The sequence below is a fragment of the Nonomuraea sp. NPDC050540 genome, from assembly GCF_044457485.1.
Taxonomy (GTDB): Bacteria; Actinomycetota; Actinomycetes; order Streptosporangiales; family Streptosporangiaceae; genus Nonomuraea.
The window spans coordinates 269,687-288,459 of record NZ_JBITHA010000013.1 but is presented as its reverse complement, the minus strand read 5'-3'; the positions used below and the strand labels follow the sequence as shown (position 1 = coordinate 288,459).

Genomic DNA, 18,773 nt, shown 5'->3' with positions numbered 1-18,773 from the left:
GTTCCTCCTCAGGCACGCGATTAGGGGGGTGTGTTGACGCGCGCCTGCACCGAGAGTGAAGACTTCCGCTCAGCCGGAGAAGGCCCAATTCAGCGGTAGTGCACCATGGCTTGCTCTAGTGGCTTCCTGGTTAGGTCCGGTACCTCGGCGCCGGCGGCGGCGTAACCCACGGGGAACAGGATGTAGGGGCGCTCGTTGGCGGGGCGCTCGCAGATCTCGGTGAGGAAGGCCATCGGGTTGGGCGTGTGGGTGAGCGTGGACAGGCCCATCGCGTGCAACGCGGCGATGAACAGGCCGCAGGCGATGCCGACGCTCTCGTTGACGTAGTAGTGCTTGGTCTTGCCGCCGCCGGGACGCAGGCCGTACTTCTCGGCGAAGCAGACCACCAGCCACGGCGCGACCTCCAGGTAGCGCTTGTCGGAGGTGGTCTCCAGCGGGGCCAGCGCCTCGCGCCACTCGGCGGGCAGCCGGCCGCCCTCGTAGTTCTGCCGCTCCTCGACCTCGGCGGCGTCCCTGATGCGGCGCTTGGTCTCCTGATCGCCGACCACGACGAACTTCCACGGCTGCTGGTGGGCGCCGGAAGGCGCGGTGTTGGCCGCCAGCACCGCCAGTTCGACGCAGCGAAGCGGGACCGGCTCGTCGCTGAAGAAGCGGACGCTGCGGCGCCGGTCGAGGAAGTCGTAGAACTCGCGGCCGCGGGCGAGCATCTCGTCCGGCTCGTACCGCTCCGGCGTGTAAGGACGGAACGGGAACTTGTGCTCCATGAGGACGCAGTCTGCGGATACATGCCGGATATGACAACCGGCTGCCCGCTATCCTGACGATCTGACAGCTGAAGCCGAGTATCAGGAGACAAAATGGCAGCCAAGCGCGCCGGGCTGGACGCGCTCGACCTCCGGATCCTCCGGCTGGTCGCCGAGCATCCCCGCAGCGGACTGCTGGAGTTCGCCCGGCTGCTGGGCGTGGCCCGCGGCACCGTCCAGGCCCGCCTGGACCGTATGGCCGCCGACGGCGTGATCACCGACTTCGGCCCCGGCCTCTCCCCCGCCGCGCTGGGCTACCCCGTGCAGGCGTTCACCACGCTGGAGGTGCAGCAGGCCTCCCGCGAGCACATCTCCCGAACGCTGGCGGCCATCCCCGAGCTGATCGAGGCCCACATCGTGACCGGCCCCGGCGACGTGTGGTGCCGCATCGCCGGCCGCGACCACGAGCACATCCAGGAGATCATCGACCACATGCTGACCATCGACGGCGTACGGCGCAGCACCACGGTCATCACGCTGTCCACCGTCGTACCACACCGCGTCCTCCCCCTGGCCGCACGGGCTGCCAGCTAGCCGCCAGGCGCCTGCCAGCCCGTCGCCAGCCCCGACCGCGAACCTCGGGGCATGGACTACGCGATCGAAGCCGAAGGGCTGGTCAAGAGGTACGGCGACAAGGCGGCCCTGGACGGGGTCGATCTCGGCGCGCGGGCCGGAACGGTACTGGCCGTGCTCGGCCCGAACGGCGCGGGAAAAACGACGGCGGTGCGCATCCTGGCCACGTTGCAACGCCCCGACGGGGGGCGGGCCCGCGTTCACGGGCACGACGTGGCGCGGCGCCCCGCCGAGGTACGCAAGCTGATCGGCCTGACCGGCCAGTACGCCTCGGTGGACGAGAAGCTCACCGGCGCGCAGAACCTCATGATGATGGGCCGCCTGCTCGGCATGAGCCGCTCCACGGCCAGGGCGCGGGCGGCGGAGCTGCTGGAGCGGTTCGGGCTGACCGAAGCCGGCGGGCGGGCCGCGTCCGGGTACTCCGGCGGCATGCGCCGCCGCCTCGACCTGGCCGTCAGCCTCGTCAGCCGGCCGAGTGTGCTGTTCCTCGACGAGCCGACGACCGGGCTAGACCCGCATGCGCGCGGTGAGCTGTGGGAGGTGGTCAGGGAACTGGTCGCAGGGGAGGTGACCGTGCTCCTGACCACGCAGTATCTGGAGGAGGCCGACCAGCTGGCCGACGACATCCTGCTGATCGACTCGGGCCGGGTGGCCGCCGGCGGCACGCCCGACCAGCTCAAGGCCATGGCCGGCGGGCACCGCCTGGACATCAGGCCGCTGCGGGCAGAGGACGAGGAGAAGGCCATGGCGATCCTCGGCTCCGGCGAGCTGAGCATCCCGATCCACGACCTGGCCATGGCGCCGGCCGTACTCAGGAAGCTGGACGAGGCCGGGATCGTGCTGGCCGAGCACGCGCTGCGGCTGCCCTCGCTCGACGACGTCTTCCTCACCCTCACCGGAGCACGCGCATGATCTCGCAGAGCCTCACCCTGACCTGGCGCAGCCTGGTGCCGTTGAAGAACAGTCCAGGCCAGCTGCTGGCCATGCTCATCCAGCCGGTCTTCATGATCGTCATCTTCGTCTACCTGTTCGGCGGCGCGGCGGGCGGCGACCGGGGCCAGGCGGTGCAGTACATGTTGCCCGGCGTGCTGGTGCAGGTGGCGCTGATGGCCACGATCGGCACCGGCATGAACCTGGCCACCGACATCGGCAACGGCGTCTTCGACCGGTTCAGGACGATGCCGATCGCCCGGATGGCGCCGCTGGCCGGGCGCATTCTCGCCGACCTGTGCACGATGACGGTCACGCTGGCGATGTCGGTGCTGGTCGGTTATGTCGTCGGCTTCCGCGTCACCACCTCGCCGCCGGAGGCGCTGGCGGGGCTGGGCCTGGCGCTGCTGTTCACGATGGCGCTGAGCTGGGCCTCGGCCTGGATCGGCGTGATCGCCAAGTCGGTCACCGCGATGCAGGGCGTCGCCACGGCCGTGCTGCTGCCGCTCACCTTCGGCAGCAGTGCCTTCATCCCCGCCACGGACCTGCCGGGCTGGCTGACCACCTGGATGGCGGTGAACCCGGTCTCGCACCTGGCCGCGTCCCTGCGCGGCTTCATGGTCGGCGGGCTGAACGCCGCCGACGTCTGGATCACGCTCGGCTGGACCGCCGCCCTGCTCACCGTCTTCGTGCCGCTCGCGCTGCGCGCCTACAACAGGAGAGTCCGATGAGAACCCGCGACGGCGTCGAACTCGCCACCACGTACGGCTGCCGCCCACCGGCGCCCGCCACCCCGTCCTGCTGGTCCGCACCCCCTACGGCCGCGACACGGTCCCCGGCCCCGGCCTCCACCTGGACGTGGAACGCCTGGTCGCGGCCGGGTACGCGGTAGCCGTGCAGGACGTGCGCGGCACCGGCGAGTCGGAGGGCGAGTTCCGGGTCTTCACCGGCGAAGCCGAGGACGGCCACGACGCGGTGCACTGGGCGGCGACCCAGCCCTGGTCCGACGGAAATGTCGGCATGTTCGGCGACTCCTACCTCGGCCTCACCCAGCTGCTGGCCGCGCAGGAGCGACCGGAGGGCCTGCGCGCGATCGCGCCCAGCCTCACCCCCGGCTCCTACCGCGACATCGTGTACGAGGGCGAGGTGGTGACAATCGGCAAGATCCTCACCGTCTGCGCCCTGACGTTCGGACTCGACGAGCTGCGCCGCCGCATCCGATCCGGTACGGCAGAGCCTGTCGCAGAGGCGGAGTACCTGGCCGGGCTGGGCTTCCCCGACCGGTTCCCGCAGCGGATACGGGAGCTGGCCGGGCGGCTGCCGCTGTCGGACCAGCCGCTCATCAACGACCTGGTGCCGAGCTACGCCGCCTGGATGGAGCACCCGGACCCCGGCGCGGCGGTGTGGCGGGGCGGCACGTTCGACTACACGGCGATCGAGGTGCCCGCCCTGGTGAGCACCGGGTGGCACGACTTCTTCCGCGACGCCTCCGTCCGCCACTTCCAGCGGCTCGGCGGGAGTTCGCGGCTGGTCGTGGGGCCGTGGACGCACATCTCGCACGGGCGGGAGATCTTCGGGCGCGACTACGGGCCCTCCGCCTCCCAGGAGGCGATCGACTGGACGGGGCTGCATCTGGCGTGGTTCGACCACTGGCTGCGGGGCTCGCCGCTGGAGGGGCCGGCGGTGCGGTACTTCGTCATGGGGGCCGACGAGTGGCGCGGCTCCGAGCGGTGGCCGGTGGCGGCGCGGCGGGTGCCGTACCACCTGGGGCAGGGCGGAGCGCTGTCCACGACGCCCTCGCACGGAACGTGGGAGTTCGCGGCCGACCCGGGCGACCCGGTGCCGACCCTGGGCGGGGCGGTCATGGACTTCACCGGGTTCGGGCCGCTGGACCAGCGTCCGCTGGACGGGCGGACGGACGTGCTGCGCTTCGCGAGCGCGCCGCTGGCAGGCGACGTGGAGGTGACGGGGCGGGCCGAGCTGGTGGTGTGCCTGTCCACGACCGCGCCGACGGCGGACGTCACCGGCAAGCTGGTCGACGTGTATCCGGACGGGCGGGCCGAACTGCTCACCGACGCGGTCACCCGGGCGGTGGGCGGCGAGGTCGTGGTGGACCTGGGGTGGATCTCCACGGTGTTCCGGGCGGGGCATCGGATCCGGGTGGACGTGGCCGGCTCCAATTTCCCGAAATATGCCAGGAACCCGGACAAGGGGCTGACCACGATCCACTCGCCGTCCTACGTGATGCTGCCGATCAGGTCGTAGAGCTCGTCCTGGGCCAGGGCCGCGCCACGGGCGTGCAACTCCGCGAAACGGTCGTCGCCCAGCGCGGCCCGCGCCGTCGCCATCCCGGCGTCGGAATCGGCCGCGACGTCGGCACGGCCGGCGCCGAACAGCAGGACCGCGTTCTCCACGTCGCCGCCGGCCAGCGCCGCCAGCGCGAAGCCGCCGAAGACGGTCGCCAGCACCGGCAGGTCGGGCGGCGAGTCCAGGGGCGTGCCCCGCATGGCCTCCAGGGCCTCCCGGTGCTGGGCGAGTCCGCCGGTCAGGTCGCCGGAGGCCACCAGGGCTCTGCCGTAGCGGGTGCGTACCGTGGCGACGAGCTGCGGGATCGGCGCGGCGTCCGCCAGCATGTCCACGGCGGCCGACAGCGCGGTCAGCGCCGGGCCGTACTCGCCGCGCTGGTAGCCGATCATCCCCTCGCCCAGCCTGAGCTGCACGAGCACGTCCGGGTTGATCTCGTCGGTGACGCCCAGCCTGGCCTTGGCCAGGTCGGCCGCCGCGCCGTCGAGGTCGCCGCCCTGCGCCCGCAGCACCGCCATCCTGGTCAGCGTCGAGACCGACTCGTTGGCGCTGATCCACGCGCTGGTCAGCGAGGTCACCTCGGTGTAGAGGTCGGTCACCGGCCGTCCCTCTCCGGCGCGCAGGGCGGCCAGCTGCAGCAGCGCCTCGCTCAGCCCCCACCGGTCGCCGATCTTCCTGAACCCGGCCACCGCCCGTTCCAGCGCCTCCTCGGTCGCGTGCGGGCCCCTGAGCATGAGCGCCGAGCTGGCCAGCCACAGGTCCTCGTCCTCGGCGTAGGAGAGCAGCAGTCCGTAGGCGTGGTCGTCGCGCCCGGCGATCATCGCCATGACGGCCTTGCCGATCCGCAGCATCGGATGAACGGGGCCCTCGGTCTCGGCCCGCGCGATCAGCGCGTCCATCTCGGCCGAGAGCTGGTTCAGCCGCGGCCGGTCCACCACGATCCGGCCGAACATCGTCACCCCGACCGCGAAGCTGCACGCCGCGTAGGCCTCAGCCAGCCCCGGCGGCGGCTCCCCGCCCGTCAGCGCGAGCGCCTGCTCGGCCCACTGCGCGGACTCCTGCCGGTAGCCGCACATCCACCAGTACCAGTTCAGCGCGCCGCACAGCCGCAGCGCCGTCTCGACCTCGCGCTCGTCCAGCGCCCAGCGCAGCGCCGCCGCGCAGTTGTCGCGCTCGGCCGCCAGCCGCTCGATCCACTCGATCTGCTGATCCGTCCGCAGGTACGGCACCGCCGTCTCGGCCACCTCCCGCAGGTGGACTGCCAGCCGCCTCCTGAACTCCCCGCTCTCCCCCGCCTCGGCCAGCCGCTCCAGCGCGTAGGCGCGGATCGTCTCCAGCATCCGGTAGCGCCCGTCGTCGCCCGCCTGCACCAGCGACTTGTCGGCCAGCGCGCCCAGAACGTCCGGGTCGCCGCCGCACACCACCTCCACCGACTCCAGCGCCGCGCTGCCCGCGAACACCCCCATCCGCCGCAGCAGCGCCCGCTCGCCGGCGGTGAGCAGGTCCCAGCTCCACTCGACGACCGCCCTGAGCGTCTGCTGCCGGGGCAACGCGGTACGGCTCCCGCCGGTCAGCAGCCGGAACCGGTCGCCGATGCGCTCGGCCAGCTGCCGCGCGGTCATCGTGCGCAGCCGGGCGGCGGCCAGTTCGATGGCCAGCGGCATGCCGTCGAGGCGGCGGCAGATGGCGGCGACGTCACCGACGTTGTCCTCGTCCAGCCGGAACGACGGCCGCGCCGCGACCGCCCGGTCCAGCAGCAGCCGCACCGCCGGGTAGGCGGCGGCCCGCCCGGCGTCCACGCCCTCGGGCGGCAGTTCCAGCGGCGGAATGGGCACCAGCCGCTCGCCCGCGACGTTCAGCGGTTCCCTGCTGGTGGCCAGCACCCGCAGGCCGGGGCACAGGGCCAGCAGCCGCTCGGCCACGACGGCGGCGGCCTCGATCACGTGCTCGCAGTTGTCGAGCACGATCAGCGCCCGCTCGCGCCCGAGCCGCTCGGCCACGCGGGTCACCGGGTCCTCGCCCGGCTGGTTGAGGTCGTCGCGCAGCCCGAGCGCGCCCGACAGCGCGCCAGGGACGTCGGCCGGGTCGGCGACCGGGGCCAGCTCGACCATCCAGGCGTCGGCCTCGCGCAGGGCGGCCTCGGTGGCCAGGCGGGTCTTGCCCGCACCGCCCGGCCCGACGATCGTCGCGAGCCTCGCCTGCCCGAGCAGGCTCACGAGCTGGGCCAGTTCGTCGGCCCTGCCCACGAAGCCGGTGAGCGGGGCGCGTACGTTCCCCTTGGCCGCGCGCGGCTCGGGACGCCGGGCCGGAACCTCGCCCTTGAGCACGGCGAGATGGGCGGCGCGCAGGTCGGGGCCGGGATCCACGCCCAGATCGGTGGCCAGGGCGCCCCTGACCCGCTCGAACAGCGCGAGCGCGGCGGCCTGGCGGCCGGCGGCGGCCAGGGCGCGCATGGCGAGTCCGGCCAGGCGTTCGCGGTGCGGCTGCGCGGCCAGTTCCTCGCCCAGCCCGGCGGCCAGGGCGGCGACCTCACCCGAGCCGGGCTCCCGTGCCAGCACGGCGTGGGCATGGGCCTCCAGAGCGAGCAGGCGCTCCTCCTGCAGTCCCGCCGCGACGTTGGCCAGGTGCGGCACCACCAGCAGATCGGCCAGCGCGGGACCCCGCCACAGGGCCAGCGCCGCCTCCAGGGCGGCCTCGCGAGCCTCCTTGCGGACGGTCCGGGTGAAGGCGTGGGCGTCCACGCGCTCGCGTGGGATCGGCAGGACGTAGCCGCCCGCGCGGCCGTCCACCGTCAGGTACGGGCGCAACGCGGCGCGCAGGCGCTTGACCAGGGTCTGCAGGGCGTTGGCGGCGTTGGCCGGCGGCTCCTCCGGCCACAGCGCGTCGATCAGGCGCTCGGCGCCGACGACCTGCCCCGCCTCCAGCGCGAGCATCGCCAGCAGCGCGCGGACCCGGGCGCCGCCCACGGCCACGGGGACGCCGTCGTTCGTGACCTCCAGCGGGCCGAGGATGGATATGCGCACGCACTCCATCCTGCCGGGTGCTCACGACTTCAGGTGCACGGCCACCTCCATGCCCACCGGCTGCCCCTCCTCCAGCAGGCCGATCTGGCGCACCTGGGCGAGCGACACCTCGGCGCCGCTCTCCTGCGCCGCGGCCAGCAGCGCGAGCACAGCCGGGTGGGTGGCGCCCTCCACCATGGGCACGTCCTGGTCCCAGCGCCAGCGCACCACCATCTCCTGTCCCGTCTCGATCGTGCCGCGCTCGACGTCGGTCCAGGACTCCGGCGGCAGGGCGGCGACCGGCCAGCAGCACAGCATCTGGATCTCGGTCTCGCTGCCGGGGGCGGTCCTGATCGTGGTCCAGAACGCGCCGGTCGGGCGGTTGCCCTCCGCGTCCAGGCGCCGCCACAACCCGGCGAACAGCTCGTTGGCCTCCTCGTCGCTGCCGATGTCCGGGGGCAGGACGACGCCGGCCCAGGGCTGGGCTTCGGCCCGCCGTACCTCTGTCTGCCAGCGGACAGGGTCGGCGAGCAGGCGTTCCAGGGCGTCGAGGGCGGCGTCCTGGCGCTCGCGGTCGGCGGCCAGCCTGGCGCGGTGCTCGGCCAGCGTGGCCGTCGCGGCCTCGGCGTCCTGGAGCAGCTTGGGCGCCTCGGCGAGGGGCAGGCCGGCGGCGCGGGCGGCCTTGAGCCTGAGCGCGTGCTCGAACTGCGCGGCGCTGTAGCGGCGGTGCCGCGACCACGGGTCCACCGAGACGGGCGGCAGAAGGCCCTGCTCGTCGTACAGGCGCAGGGCCTTCAGGCTCAGACCGGTCAGCTCGGCGAATTCCCCGATGTTCATCATGGGAACCAGTGTGGGACCTGCCCCTGGGGGAGGTTCCAATCGTTGGTCCGGGCGCCGCGCGCGGATCCCCTCGCGCACGGCGCCCGAGTCGGGGTCAGAAGTCGTCAGGCAGGCGGACCTGGTCGCGGATCCACCGTCCCGCCTCCTTCAGCCGGCTGGTGCCGGTGAACGGGCCGCCCGGGCAGGTGCCCTCGGTGAAGGCGGCGCCGGAGAGGGGGTCGTCGGAGAAGTTCCAGTTGACCCAGCTGATCTTCTTCTGTGCCATCAGGTCGATGTACTGCTGCGACCTGGTGAAGTTGTTGCCGCCGCCGCCCGAGGACGTCTGCGTGCCGAACTCGGTGACGAACATCGGCAGGCGGTCGGCCGCGCGGGACAGGGTGCCGAGGTAGTTGCTGCCGTGCGAGGCGGCGTAGAAGTGGAACGTGTACATGATGTTGGTCGCGTTGACCGGGTTGCTGATGATCTCACTCTCGTCGGAGCCCTCGGAGACGCCGAGCGAGGACCAGGCGCGGGTGCCGACCAGGATCGTGCTCTCGGGGTCGTTGGCCCTGATCACCGGGATGATCTGCTGGGCGTAGTCGCGGATGCGCGACCAGGCGACGCCGCTGGGCTCGTTCATGACCTCGTAGAGCAGGTTCTTCTTGTTGTTGTGGCGCTGGGCGATCTCGGTGAAGAACGTCTTGGCCTTGGCGAGGTTGTTCTGGGCGAACGGGTCACCGGGGTTGAGCATGTGCCAGTCGACGATGGCGTACATGCCGCGGGAGGTGGCCTGCTCGATCAGGTTGTGCACCCGGTCGGTGAACGCCCGGGGGTTGGTGTCGTAGCCGCCCTCCTGGATGTACATGGAGATGCGCAGGACGTCCGACTTCCAGTCGTCGGCCAGGGCGTTGAGCGAGGCGGTGTTGAGGCAGTCGTAGTGCCACTGGATGCCGTGGCTGCTCATGCCGCGCAGCTGGATCTGCTTGCCGTTCTCGTTGCAGAGCTTGAGCCCGCAGACCCTGAGCTGGCCGTTGGCCTCGACCGGGGTGCCGCCGCCGGTGGGCGGCTGGGTGGTGGCGGTGACGGCGGCGCTGCGGTCGGACTCGTTGTTCGACGGGTCGCGGGCGGTCACGGTGTAGGTGTGCGTGGTGGATCCGGCCAGGCCGGTCACGGTGGCCGTGGTGCCGGTGACGGTGGCGACGACGGTGTCACCCTCGCGTACCCGGTAGTCCTTGATCGAGCCGCTGTTGTCCGTGGCGGCGTTCCAGGCCAGTGAGATCGAGCTGGACGTGGTCCCGGTCGAGCGCGGGTCGCCGGGGACGGTGGGCTTCTCGGTGTCGGGCGGTCCGGTGACGCCGACGCTGAGGCGGTCGAGGTTGGGGCCGCCGTTGGCGGTGGTCGAGCTCGCCCTGACGGTGTTGGCGCCCGCGTTCAGGGCGGCGTTCACCTGAACCTCCTGCCAGGTGCTCCACGCGCCGGTGCCGGGGAAGTCCTTGGTCTGGGCGCTGCCGTTGACGCTGATGGACATCGGGCGGTTGACGGTGGTGCCGTTGGCGTAGCGGAAGGTCAGGGTGGCGTTGCCGGCGGCGGCCGCGTTCACGGTGAACTCGACGGCGGAGCCGGTGACGTTGTCGTAGTTGACGAAGCCGGTGCCGGTGAACCCGGCGTGGTTGGACTCGACCACGCCCTGGGTGATCGTGGCGTCCTCGGCCTGGTGGTCGTTGCCGGGCGCGGCGGCGACCTCGGCGTCCAGGTAGTCCCAGTTCGGGTTGCCGCCGGTGGCGGAGGCGGTGGCTCTGATCGTGTTCGCGCCGGCCACGACCGGTGCGGTCAGCGTGGCGGTGGCCCAGGTGCTCCAGGCGCCGGTGGGGTTGAAGGCGCGGTCGTCGGCGATCAGGGCGCCGTTGACGGAGATGTCACTGGGGCGGTTGGCGGTGGTGCCGTTGGCGTAGCGGAGGGCCAGGGTGGCGGTGCCCGCGGCGGGGGCGTTGAAGGTCCACTCCACGTACGGCCCCGCCACGTTGTCGCCGTTGACGAAGCCGGTTCCGGAGAAGCCGGCGTGGTTGGACTCGACGGCACCCTGCGAGATCGTGGCGTTCTCCGCCTCAAGCCGGGTGGGCGCGGCTTCGGCGGGCAGTGCGGGTAAGAGGGCCAGACAGACGGCGGCCAGAGTGATCAGCCGCGTTGAACGATGCATGGGGTCCGCTCCTACTCGTTCATTAGGAAACTTAACTAACGAGCACACGGAGAATAGATCCGACGTCTGTCCGGAACAAGACCCAATTTGACAAGCGCCTCTACAGGCGTGACAACAAGGGAGCCAGTTGCTCCTCCTCGTAGTCGAGGTGGGCCAGCAGTTCGCCGGCCAGCCGTTCCAGGTCCTCGCGGAAGTCCGCGGCCCGCTCGATGGCGGCGAGGATCTCGGCGACCTTGCCGTGCTCGCGCTCAAGACGGTCGATGACCTCGGCGGACTCGGGGAAGCGGGCCCGCAGGGTGGTGAACAGGTAGTGACTCTCCACCGTGTGGTGCATCTCGACGTGGTGGCAGTAGTACATGCAGCGGACCCGCAGATCACCGGTGATCTCGCTCGCGCCGCGCAGTTCTTTCAGTTCCCGGCGCAGACCGTCGTGGACGGCGATCAGCTCGCGGACCATGGCGTGGTCTCGGGACATCGGGGCACTCCTTTACAGTTCCTTCTAGTAACTAACGGCATGATGGATTACCGTCGTGGTAAGCGCATAGATCGCACTTTTTCCTGCGTTAGTTACCTGGAGAGAACCGTGGAGTACCTGACGGAGACCGAGGCCAACTGCCGCGCCCGCGAGGTGCTCGACCGCGTGGGCGACAAGTGGTCCACGGTCGTGCTCTACAACCTCAGCACCGGCACCCACCGCTTCACCGAGCTGCGCCGGGCCATCCCGGGCATCAGCCAGCGCATGCTCACCGTCACCCTGCGCGGCCTGGAGCGCGACGGGCTGGTCAGGCGGACGGTCCATCCGGTCATCCCGCCCCACGTGGACTACGACCTGACGCCGCTGGGCTGCACGCTGCGGGAGATCGTAGGCGCTCTTGTCGGCTGGGCCCACCAGCACCTGGACGAGATCGATCGGGCGCGGGCGGCGTACGACAAGGTGTAGACGCGAGCCCGCTTCGGTGGTCAAGTCAGGGAATGACGGTACAAGGCACCTGCGATCCCCGGTTCTCCCTGGTCCGGGAGGAGTTCGAGCGCAACCTCGCCGAACGCGGCGAGGTCGGCGCGTCGGTCTGCGTGATGGTCGACGGCGAGGTCGTCGTCGACCTGTGGGGCGGCGAGGCCGCTCCGGGGACGCCCTGGCTCCACGACACCATCGGCCACGTCTGGTCGTGCACGAAGGGCGCCACCGCGCTGTGCGCCCACCTGCTCGCCGCCCGCGGCGAGCTCGATCTCGACGCCCCGGTCATCCGCTACTGGCCGGAGTACGGCGCCGCCGGCAAGGGCGCCACCCTCGTCAGGCACGTGCTCGCCCACCAGGCCGGTCTGCCGGTGCTGCGCGAGCCGCTGCCCGCCGGCGCGTTCCACGACTGGAAGCTGATGGCCGAGCGGCTGGCCGTGGCCGAGCCGTTCTGGGAGCCGGGGACCCGGCACGGCTACCACGCGCTCACCTTCGGCTTCCTGGTCGGCGAGATCATCAGGCGGGTCGGCGGGCGCCCGCTGGGCACGTTCTTCCGCGAGGAGGTGGCCGAGCCGCTCGGGCTGGAGTTCTGGCTGGGGCTGCCCGAGGAGCAGGAGGGCCGGGTGGCGCCGACGATCCCGGCCGACATCCCGCCCGAGTTGCCGTCGTTCTACGTCAAGGCGTTCTCCGACCCGTCGTCGATGCCGGCGCTGCTCCTGGGCAACGACGGCGGCTTCATGACCTCGTCCGACAGCCGGGAGTCGCACGCCGGCGAGTACGGCTCCGTCGGCGCGATCACCAATGCGCGCGGGCTGGCCGGCATGTACCGGCCGCTGTCGCTGGGCGAGCTGGTTCCGGCCGAGCAGCGTTCGATCATGGCGAGGACCGAGTCGGCGGGCATGGACGCGGTGCTCGGGGTGCCGACGCGCTGGTCGGCGGGGTTCATGAAGTCCACCGACAACCGGCATCTGCCGGCGGCCGACAGGGAGGGCGCGCTGATGTCGGAGTCGGCGTTCGGCCACGCGGGCATGGGCGGCTCGGTCGGCTTCTGCGACCCGGGCGCCCGGCTGGCCTTCGGCTACTCCATGAACAAGCAGGGAAGCGGCCTGGGCATCAACCCCCGCGGCCAGGCCCTGACCGACGCCGCGTACCGGACGCTCGGTTACGCTCGGGCCAATGGAGGGATCTGGTACCGGCCTTGAGCGGTTCGTCGTCCTGACCGGCGGGCCGGGATCGGGCAAGAGCACCCTGATCGACCGGCTGGAAGAGGCGGGGTACGCCAGGACCGAGGAAGCGGGCCGGGCGATCATCCAGGACCAGAGCGCGATCGGCGGGCGCGCGCTGCCCTGGGCGGACAAGGACCTGTTCGCCGAGCTGATGCTCTCCTGGGAGCTGCGCTCGTACCGGGCCGCCGCCGCCCTCGGGCCCGGCCCCGTCTTCTTCGACCGCGGCGTCGTGGACGTGATCGGCTACCTGCGGCTGGAGGGCCGGCCGGTGCCGGACCACGTGCACCGGGCGGCGCTGCGCCACCGCTACCACCGGCGCGTCTTCGCCGCCCCGCCCTGGCCGGAGATCTTCCGCAACGACGCCGAGCGCAAGCAGTCGCCGGAGGAGGCGGAGCGCACCTACACGGCGGTGACCGGGGCCTACGAGGACTACGGCTACGAGCTGGTGACGCTGCCGAAGGCTCCGGTCGAGGTCAGAACGCGCTTCCTCCTCGACAACCTCCCCCTATCCTGAATTATCCCGTCTTTCAGGAGCTCGCAGCCATGTACTTCGGCATCACTGACCTCTGGACCTTCGTGGCCGGTGCGTTCTTCATCATCCTGCTGCCAGGACCGAACTCCCTCTACGTCCTCAGCCTGGCCGCCCAGCGCGGCGTGAAGCAGGGCTACCGCGCCGCCGCCGGCGTGTTCGTCGGCGACTCGGTCCTCATGCTGCTGGCCGCCGCCGGCGCCGCCTCGCTCCTGAAGTCGAACCCCGTGCTGTTCACGATCGTCAAGTACGCCGGAGCCGGCTACCTGGCCTGGATCGGCTTCCAGATGCTGCGCGGCGCCTGGCGGGCCTGGCGCGCCCCGGAGGCCGAGACCGCCGGAACCGCCGAGCCGGTCGACCGCGTCAACCCGTTCCGCAAGGCCCTGGTGGTCAGCCTGCTGAACCCGAAGGCGATCCTGTTCTTCGTCTCGTTCTTCATCCAGTTCGTGGATCCCGGGTACGCCGCTCCGGCGTTCTCGTTCCTCATCCTGGGCGCGATCGTCCAGTTGTTCAGCGTTCTCTACCTGACCATGCTGATCTTCAGCGGGACCTTCCTGGCCGGGCAGTTCCGTTCGCGGCGCAAGTTGTCGGCCGGGCTGACGAGCGGCGTGGGGGCGTTGTTCCTGGGGTTCGGGGCCAAGCTGGCGACCACCTCGCTGGGGTGAGGTCGGCCTATCGGCCGGGTGAGGCGTATGTAGCCTTCGCGTGGAACGTGGCAAAAGAGGCAGTCGCACTCAGGCGGGTCAGGTACGGTTGGCCACCGGCGCGCTGCCCGGCGTGCCGAGGTGTCCGTGCCGTTACACCGACCGACCCGTTCGGCAAGCCCGGTTTCCCGCTGCCCGGGTAGTCGTAGGGTCTCGGCCTACCTGCGGAGCAGCCTTGAACCACCCTCCGATCACCCTGCCTCGCCTGACCACGCTCGCCCGCGACGCGGTGCCGAAGCTGCTGGAGGCGGTCGTGGCGCCGCTGGTCATCGTGTATGCCAGCGTGTGGCTGCTGGGCACGCAGGGCGCGCTGTTCGCGGGCCTGGCGTGGTTGTTCGGCGGACTGGTCTGGCGGCTGGCGCGGCGGGCCAAGGTCCCGGCCACGATGTGGATGGCGGCGCTGGCGCTGTCGTTCAGGACGGCGGTCTCCTTCTGGACGGGCGACTGGCACTACTGGGCCATCCAGCCGGAGCTCGGCACCATCTGCATCAGCGTGGTCTTCCTGGCCTCGGTCCGGCTGAACAAGCCGCTCGTGCAGAAACTCACCCTCGACTACGTCCCGCTGCCGTCCGTGGTGCTCAGGCACGCGCGGATGCGCAGGTTCTTCGCCAGGATCACACTGCTGTGGGGCTTCGTGCTGCTGGCCAACTCAACGGTGAGCATCTGGCTGGCGCTCAACGAGTCCCAGCTCCAGGGGTACATGCTGGTCCGCACCGGCGTGGTCGCCCTGATCAGCGGCTCGGCGATCGCCTTCTCCGTTCTGGCCTTCAAGCGGGTCCTGCGCCGCATGCACGTCGCCCACGCCTGAGCGCTCCGCCAGCACGATCGCGCCGCAGCAGGCCATCACCAGGCCGGTGAGCGTCGCGAACAGCTCCACCAGGTCCGGCACCGGCATGGCCATCGGCCCGGCGAGCGGGCCCGCGCTCAGGGTGACGATCAGGCTGTAGAGGCCCCAGCCGAACATGGAACCGGAGCCCACCCAGGCGAGGGTCAGGGCGCGCCCGCCGTACCCCTTGACCAGGGCGAGCAGTGCGAGCGCGCCGGCGATGATGAGCGCGCCCTTCAGTCCGTTCTGCAGGAAGGCGGCCGTGCCGGAGGCCGCCACCATCTCGGGCGGCAGGCCGAACGTGCCGCCGAAGGCCCAGAAGAGCTTGATGCCGGCGAGCGGCAGCGACACGCCCAGCGCGCCGTAGGCCATGAGCCGCTGGAGCGGCAGCGTCGCGCTCGGCGCCGGCCGGACCGCGCGGAACGCCCCCGGCCAGCGGTCGCGGGCGTAGAGGGCGAAGGCCGTGCTCAGCCCCACCGCCTGGCCGATGAACCCGCCGTAGACCGCCATGTACACCCACGACGCGATCGGCCCGCCCGCGGGGAAGATCGACAGGCCCTCGATCAGCACACCCACCGGCGCGGTCACCAGGATCACCGAGAGCAGGCCGATGCCGACCCAGATGGGCAGCAGGACCAGCCAGGCGGGCAGCCGCATCCCCCATCGCAGGGTGAACGACAGCGCCAGCACCAGCGCCACGAGGTCCATGCCGAACGTCATGGCGTTCATGGCCACCATGACGGGGCTGGCGAGGAAGGACGGGTCGGAGACGCCGACGGGGTTGCCCGCCAGCCAGAGCAGCTTGATCGTGAGATAAGGGAGCATGGCGGCCATCGCGACGATCGCGGCGGTGACCCGGCCTATACCGGCTCGTTCACTGGTCATACTCCGATCGTGCTGCGGCGGGCCGCCCGGCTCATCCCGCTGTGCGGGGATGCGCCTCCCCCTCGCGGGGGAGCTCCACGGCCAGTTCGTAGCCGTCGCCGCGCGGGCCGGCGGTCAGGGTGCCGCCCGCCAGCCGTACGCGCTCGCGCAGGGCCGTCAGGCCGGTGCCGCCGCTGATCACGGTGGCCCGCCCGCGCGACGCCCCGTTCACGACGCTGACCCGCAGTTCCTCGACCGTGACCGTCACGGGCGCGCCCGGCGCGTGCTTGGCCGCGTTCGTCAGCCCCTCCTGGACCACCCGGTGCGCCAGCGGCGGCCCGCCGTCCAGCCGCAACGTGATCTCCATGCCCGAGGCGCGCGCCCGCTCGACCAGTTCGGCGACGCTCTCGTCCACCGGGTCGAGCGGCGCGCTCTCCCCCTGCTCGCGCAGCAGCCCGATGATCTGACGCAGCCGCTCGGTCGCGTCCGCCGCGGCCACGCGCAGCTCCCCCGCCGCCTTGACCTGCGCGGACGTCAGCCCCGGTGACAGCTCGAGCCCCGCCGCACGCACCGCGATGAGCGCCAGGTCGTGGCCGAGGGAGTCGTGCATGTCGTGGGCGATCCTGGTGCGCTCGCGCATGCGCGCCTGCGACTCGGCCGCCGCCTGCGCCCGCGCGCGCTGGGTGCGCAGCCTGCTCCGCAGCCCCCCGAGCAGGTACGGCACCGCGTACGTGCCCAGCATCCCGGTCACCAGGGCGATCCACTGCTCGGCCCGCCCGCCTTCGGCCAGCACCAGCACGCATCCGCCCGCGGCGATCCCGGCGAACGCGGCCACCGCCGGCCACACGCGATCGATCTGGCGCCCGGCCAGGTAGGCGTACCAGAACAGGCCCAGCGACAGCAGGGTCGTCGGGATGACCTTCGTGCTCCCCAACCCCGGCAGCCAGCTGAGGTCGAGCGTGGCGAAGCTCGTCTCCAGGTCCCAGGGCGAGGCCAGCGTGATGAGCACGACCGCGGCCACCGGCCACGCCCGCCCTACAACGACGGCCGCCGCCAGCACCACGACACGCGTGCCCGTCACGGCCGCGAACGGCCCCAGGCCGTCGAGCGGATCGGGCCCGGAGGCGGCGGCGAGCACCGACAGCGCCAGCCAGAGGAACATGTCGGAGACGGCCTGGCGGCCGGATCGGCGGAGGTGGTTCACGCCCTCGACGGTAGCGGGCGTCCGGCAACGCCCGGACCTGCCGAACGTGGTGAGAGAACCCTGACGAAGGTAGGGCTAACCCCACCCCCGATTCGGATACCTGCACTCCTGACTCGCCAGGAGGACCCCGGAAGGATCGAGGGTGTCAGCCGGAGGTCGTACCTCGACCCTGACGAAAGTCGGGGGTGGTGCGTACCGAACGTCCGATGCGCCGTGAACTGCGGACTTCTTACCTTCGTGGTGGTGTGACCCCGAGAACGTCTCAGGGGTTTGCCCGTGACCTTAGGGGGTTGTCCCCCGATGCCTCGCGGCTCCTCCGCCGAGATGGTGGATGGGCCCACTGAAGATTCGGAGTGCACGACATGTCTCACGCGATTCTCGACCTGCTGCAACAGGTGATGTCCTCGCCGTGGCTTTATGTCGCGCTGTTCGCCCTCGCGCTGCTCGACGGGTTCTTCCCGATCGTGCCCGCGGAGACCTCGGTGATCACCGCCGGGGTGTTCGCGGTGACCGGGCAGACCAACCTGGTGCTGGTCATCGTGGTGGCCGCCCTGGGCGCCTTCGCCGGCGACCACATCTCCTACCTCATCGGCCGCAAGTTCGGCGGACGGCTCCGCGAACGCAAGGCCCTCGTGTGGGCGCGCAACGCGCTGGCCGAGCGAGGCGGGCTGGTGCTGGTGGTGGCCAGATACATCCCGGGCGGGCGGACGGCGACGACGCTGACCATGGGCGCGGTGCGCCACCCTCTGCGGTCGTTCACCTTCTTCGACGCGATCGCGACCTCCTCCTGGGCCGTCTACTCCGCCCTGATCGGCTACTTCGGCGGCATGGCCTTCGAGAACGACCCGATCAAGGGGCTCCTGCTCGGCCTCGGCATCGCATTGTCGATCACCGCGATCGTCGAAGGGGTCCGTTTCATCAGGAAGAAGCGAGCCGCTACTCAGGATTCGGCCGAGCGACTCCCTGTAGACACGTCCGTTTGACCCTTTTTGGCGACTATCCACGTGAGAGGAGCGTTTCATGACTGTGCTGGCCGCGGCGATCGCCCTGATCGGCTCGCTGTTCTTCGCGCTCGGTGCGGCACTTCAGCAGTTCGAAGCACTCGGCTCCGGCAAGACCCGCCTCCGTACGCTGATCAAGCGGCCGCGTTGGGTCTTCGGCGGGGTCTCCATCGTCGCGGGTGGCGGCCTGCACATCGTCGCGCTGGGTCTCGGCCCGCTGACGATCGTGCAGCCGATGGGTGTGGCCAGCCTGCTGTTCGCGCTGCCGCTCGCGGCGGCGCTGCACGGGCGCAGGCCCTCCCGCGCCGAGCTGGGCTCGGCCGCCGTCGTGGCGATCGGGCTGATCGGCCTGGTGCTCCTGGTTCCCCCATCGACCGGCCCCTCGCACCTGAGCCTCCAGGAGGTGGCGACCTTGCTCGCCGTCTCCGGGATCGCCGCGGTGCTGCTCTGGGCCGGTGCCAGGATCGCCTCCCCCGCCGGTCGCGCCGCCCTGCTCGCCACCAGTGCCGGAGTTCTCTACGGTGCCACGGCCACCCTCATGAGGGTGCTCGCCGACACCTTCGGAGAACAGGGCTGGAACTGGTGGTACCTGCTCGCTCTGCCCGTCCCCGCGCTGCTCGCCCTGATGCTCCTGCAGCGCGCCTACGCCGTAGGCCACTTCGGCGTCTCCTTCGCCTCGCTGCAGATCGCCGACCCGCTCACCGCGGTGGCCTTCGGCGCCCTGCTGCTCGGCGAACCTCTGCCCACCGGCGTTGCCCCCATCGCCGCCGCCGCGCTCACCGCGGCCGGAACCGTGGCACTTGCCCGCACCACCCCCTTGGAAAGGTCCGCCTGAC

At 71.4% G+C, this 18,773-nt stretch carries 17 protein-coding genes; 11 read left to right on the top strand and 6 right to left on the bottom strand.

The window, feature by feature from the left end; genetic code table 11:
- Window positions 1-89: 89 nt before the first annotated feature.
- Complete coding sequence (locus tag ACIBI5_RS37060) at window positions 90-764, bottom strand: nitroreductase family protein (protein WP_397253699.1); 675 nt, start codon at window positions 762-764, stop codon at window positions 90-92.
- A gap of 93 nt (window positions 765-857) precedes the next feature.
- Here ACIBI5_RS37060 and ACIBI5_RS37055 point away from each other — a divergent pair, with 93 nt between their 5' ends.
- Genes ACIBI5_RS37055 through ACIBI5_RS37040 form a run of 4 tightly spaced genes read left to right on the top strand, consistent with a single transcriptional unit; the run spans window position 858 to window position 4,571 of the window.
- Window positions 858-1,337 carry an Lrp/AsnC family transcriptional regulator gene (locus ACIBI5_RS37055; RefSeq protein WP_397253697.1) on the top strand — a complete coding sequence of 160 codons (480 nt, stop codon included), beginning with the start codon at window positions 858-860 and terminating at the stop codon, window positions 1,335-1,337.
- A 51-nt stretch (window positions 1,338-1,388) separates the two neighbouring features.
- Window positions 1,389-2,288, top strand: coding sequence for an ATP-binding cassette domain-containing protein (locus ACIBI5_RS37050; RefSeq protein ID WP_397253695.1), 900 nt, complete (start codon window positions 1,389-1,391; stop codon window positions 2,286-2,288).
- Entirely contained in the window at window positions 2,285-3,037 is a 753-nt protein-coding gene (locus ACIBI5_RS37045; protein WP_397253693.1) for an ABC transporter permease, read from the top strand. The genes ACIBI5_RS37050 and ACIBI5_RS37045 overlap by 4 nt, the downstream gene beginning before the upstream one ends.
- Window positions 3,038-3,074: 37 nt before the next feature.
- A complete protein-coding gene (locus ACIBI5_RS37040) occupies window positions 3,075-4,571 on the top strand; it encodes a CocE/NonD family hydrolase (RefSeq protein ID WP_397253747.1) in 1,497 nt (498 codons plus the stop codon).
- On the opposite strand, the gene ACIBI5_RS37035 is transcribed toward ACIBI5_RS37040, so the two are convergent.
- The 4 genes from ACIBI5_RS37035 to ACIBI5_RS37020 all read right to left on the bottom strand — a co-directional run bounded on the left by ACIBI5_RS37035 (window position 4,544) and on the right by ACIBI5_RS37020 (window position 11,103).
- Window positions 4,544-7,633: an AfsR/SARP family transcriptional regulator gene (locus ACIBI5_RS37035; protein WP_397253691.1), complete on the bottom strand. Its 3,090-nt coding sequence runs from the start codon at window positions 7,631-7,633 to the stop codon at window positions 4,544-4,546. The two genes, ACIBI5_RS37040 and ACIBI5_RS37035, sit on opposite strands and share 28 nt — an antisense overlap.
- A 21-nt stretch (window positions 7,634-7,654) precedes the next feature.
- Complete coding sequence (locus tag ACIBI5_RS37030) at window positions 7,655-8,452, bottom strand: MerR family transcriptional regulator (protein ID WP_397253689.1); 798 nt, start codon at window positions 8,450-8,452, stop codon at window positions 7,655-7,657.
- A 94-nt stretch (window positions 8,453-8,546) separates the two neighbouring features.
- On the bottom strand, window positions 8,547-10,628 hold the full coding sequence (locus ACIBI5_RS37025; protein ID WP_397253687.1) for a cellulase family glycosylhydrolase: 2,082 nt from the start codon (window positions 10,626-10,628) through the stop codon (window positions 8,547-8,549).
- 100 nt (window positions 10,629-10,728) lie between these two features.
- Window positions 10,729-11,103 carry a hemerythrin domain-containing protein gene (locus tag ACIBI5_RS37020; RefSeq protein WP_379627719.1) on the bottom strand — a complete coding sequence of 125 codons (375 nt, stop codon included), beginning with the start codon at window positions 11,101-11,103 and terminating at the stop codon, window positions 10,729-10,731.
- Between the two features lie 108 nt (window positions 11,104-11,211).
- On the opposite strand from ACIBI5_RS37020, the gene ACIBI5_RS37015 reads away from it, so the two are divergent.
- From ACIBI5_RS37015 to ACIBI5_RS36995, 5 genes are all read left to right on the top strand, one after another.
- Window positions 11,212-11,568, top strand: coding sequence for a winged helix-turn-helix transcriptional regulator (locus ACIBI5_RS37015; protein ID WP_379627717.1), 357 nt, complete (start codon window positions 11,212-11,214; stop codon window positions 11,566-11,568).
- Window positions 11,569-11,600: 32 nt separating this feature from the next.
- Entirely contained in the window at window positions 11,601-12,785 is a 1,185-nt protein-coding gene (locus ACIBI5_RS37010) for a serine hydrolase domain-containing protein (RefSeq protein WP_397253685.1), read from the top strand.
- Entirely contained in the window at window positions 12,760-13,323 is a 564-nt protein-coding gene (locus ACIBI5_RS37005; RefSeq protein WP_397253683.1) for an AAA family ATPase, read from the top strand. Before ACIBI5_RS37010 ends, ACIBI5_RS37005 begins: the two co-directional genes overlap by 26 nt.
- Before the next feature lie 29 nt (window positions 13,324-13,352).
- On the top strand, window positions 13,353-14,003 hold the full coding sequence (gene leuE / locus ACIBI5_RS37000; RefSeq protein ID WP_397253681.1) for a leucine efflux protein LeuE: 651 nt from the start codon (window positions 13,353-13,355) through the stop codon (window positions 14,001-14,003).
- A 214-nt stretch (window positions 14,004-14,217) separates the two neighbouring features.
- Complete coding sequence (locus ACIBI5_RS36995) at window positions 14,218-14,850, top strand: VC0807 family protein (protein ID WP_397095362.1); 633 nt, start codon at window positions 14,218-14,220, stop codon at window positions 14,848-14,850.
- Window positions 14,851-15,784: 934 nt separating this feature from the next.
- Here ACIBI5_RS36995 and ACIBI5_RS36990 read toward each other — a convergent pair.
- A complete protein-coding gene (locus ACIBI5_RS36990) occupies window positions 15,785-16,936 on the bottom strand; it encodes a sensor histidine kinase (RefSeq protein ID WP_397253679.1) in 1,152 nt (383 codons plus the stop codon).
- Window positions 16,937-17,298: 362 nt separating this feature from the next.
- Here ACIBI5_RS36990 and ACIBI5_RS36985 point away from each other — a divergent pair, with 362 nt between their 5' ends.
- Window positions 17,299-17,919 (top strand): DedA family protein, encoded by a 621-nt coding sequence (locus ACIBI5_RS36985; RefSeq protein WP_379627705.1) that lies wholly within the window; start codon window positions 17,299-17,301, stop codon window positions 17,917-17,919.
- Between the two features lie 37 nt (window positions 17,920-17,956).
- The gene (locus ACIBI5_RS36980) at window positions 17,957-18,772 is read left to right on the top strand and encodes a DMT family transporter (protein WP_397253677.1); all 816 of its coding nucleotides are present in this window, start codon (window positions 17,957-17,959) and stop codon (window positions 18,770-18,772) included.
- Window position 18,773 lies beyond the last annotated feature (1 nt).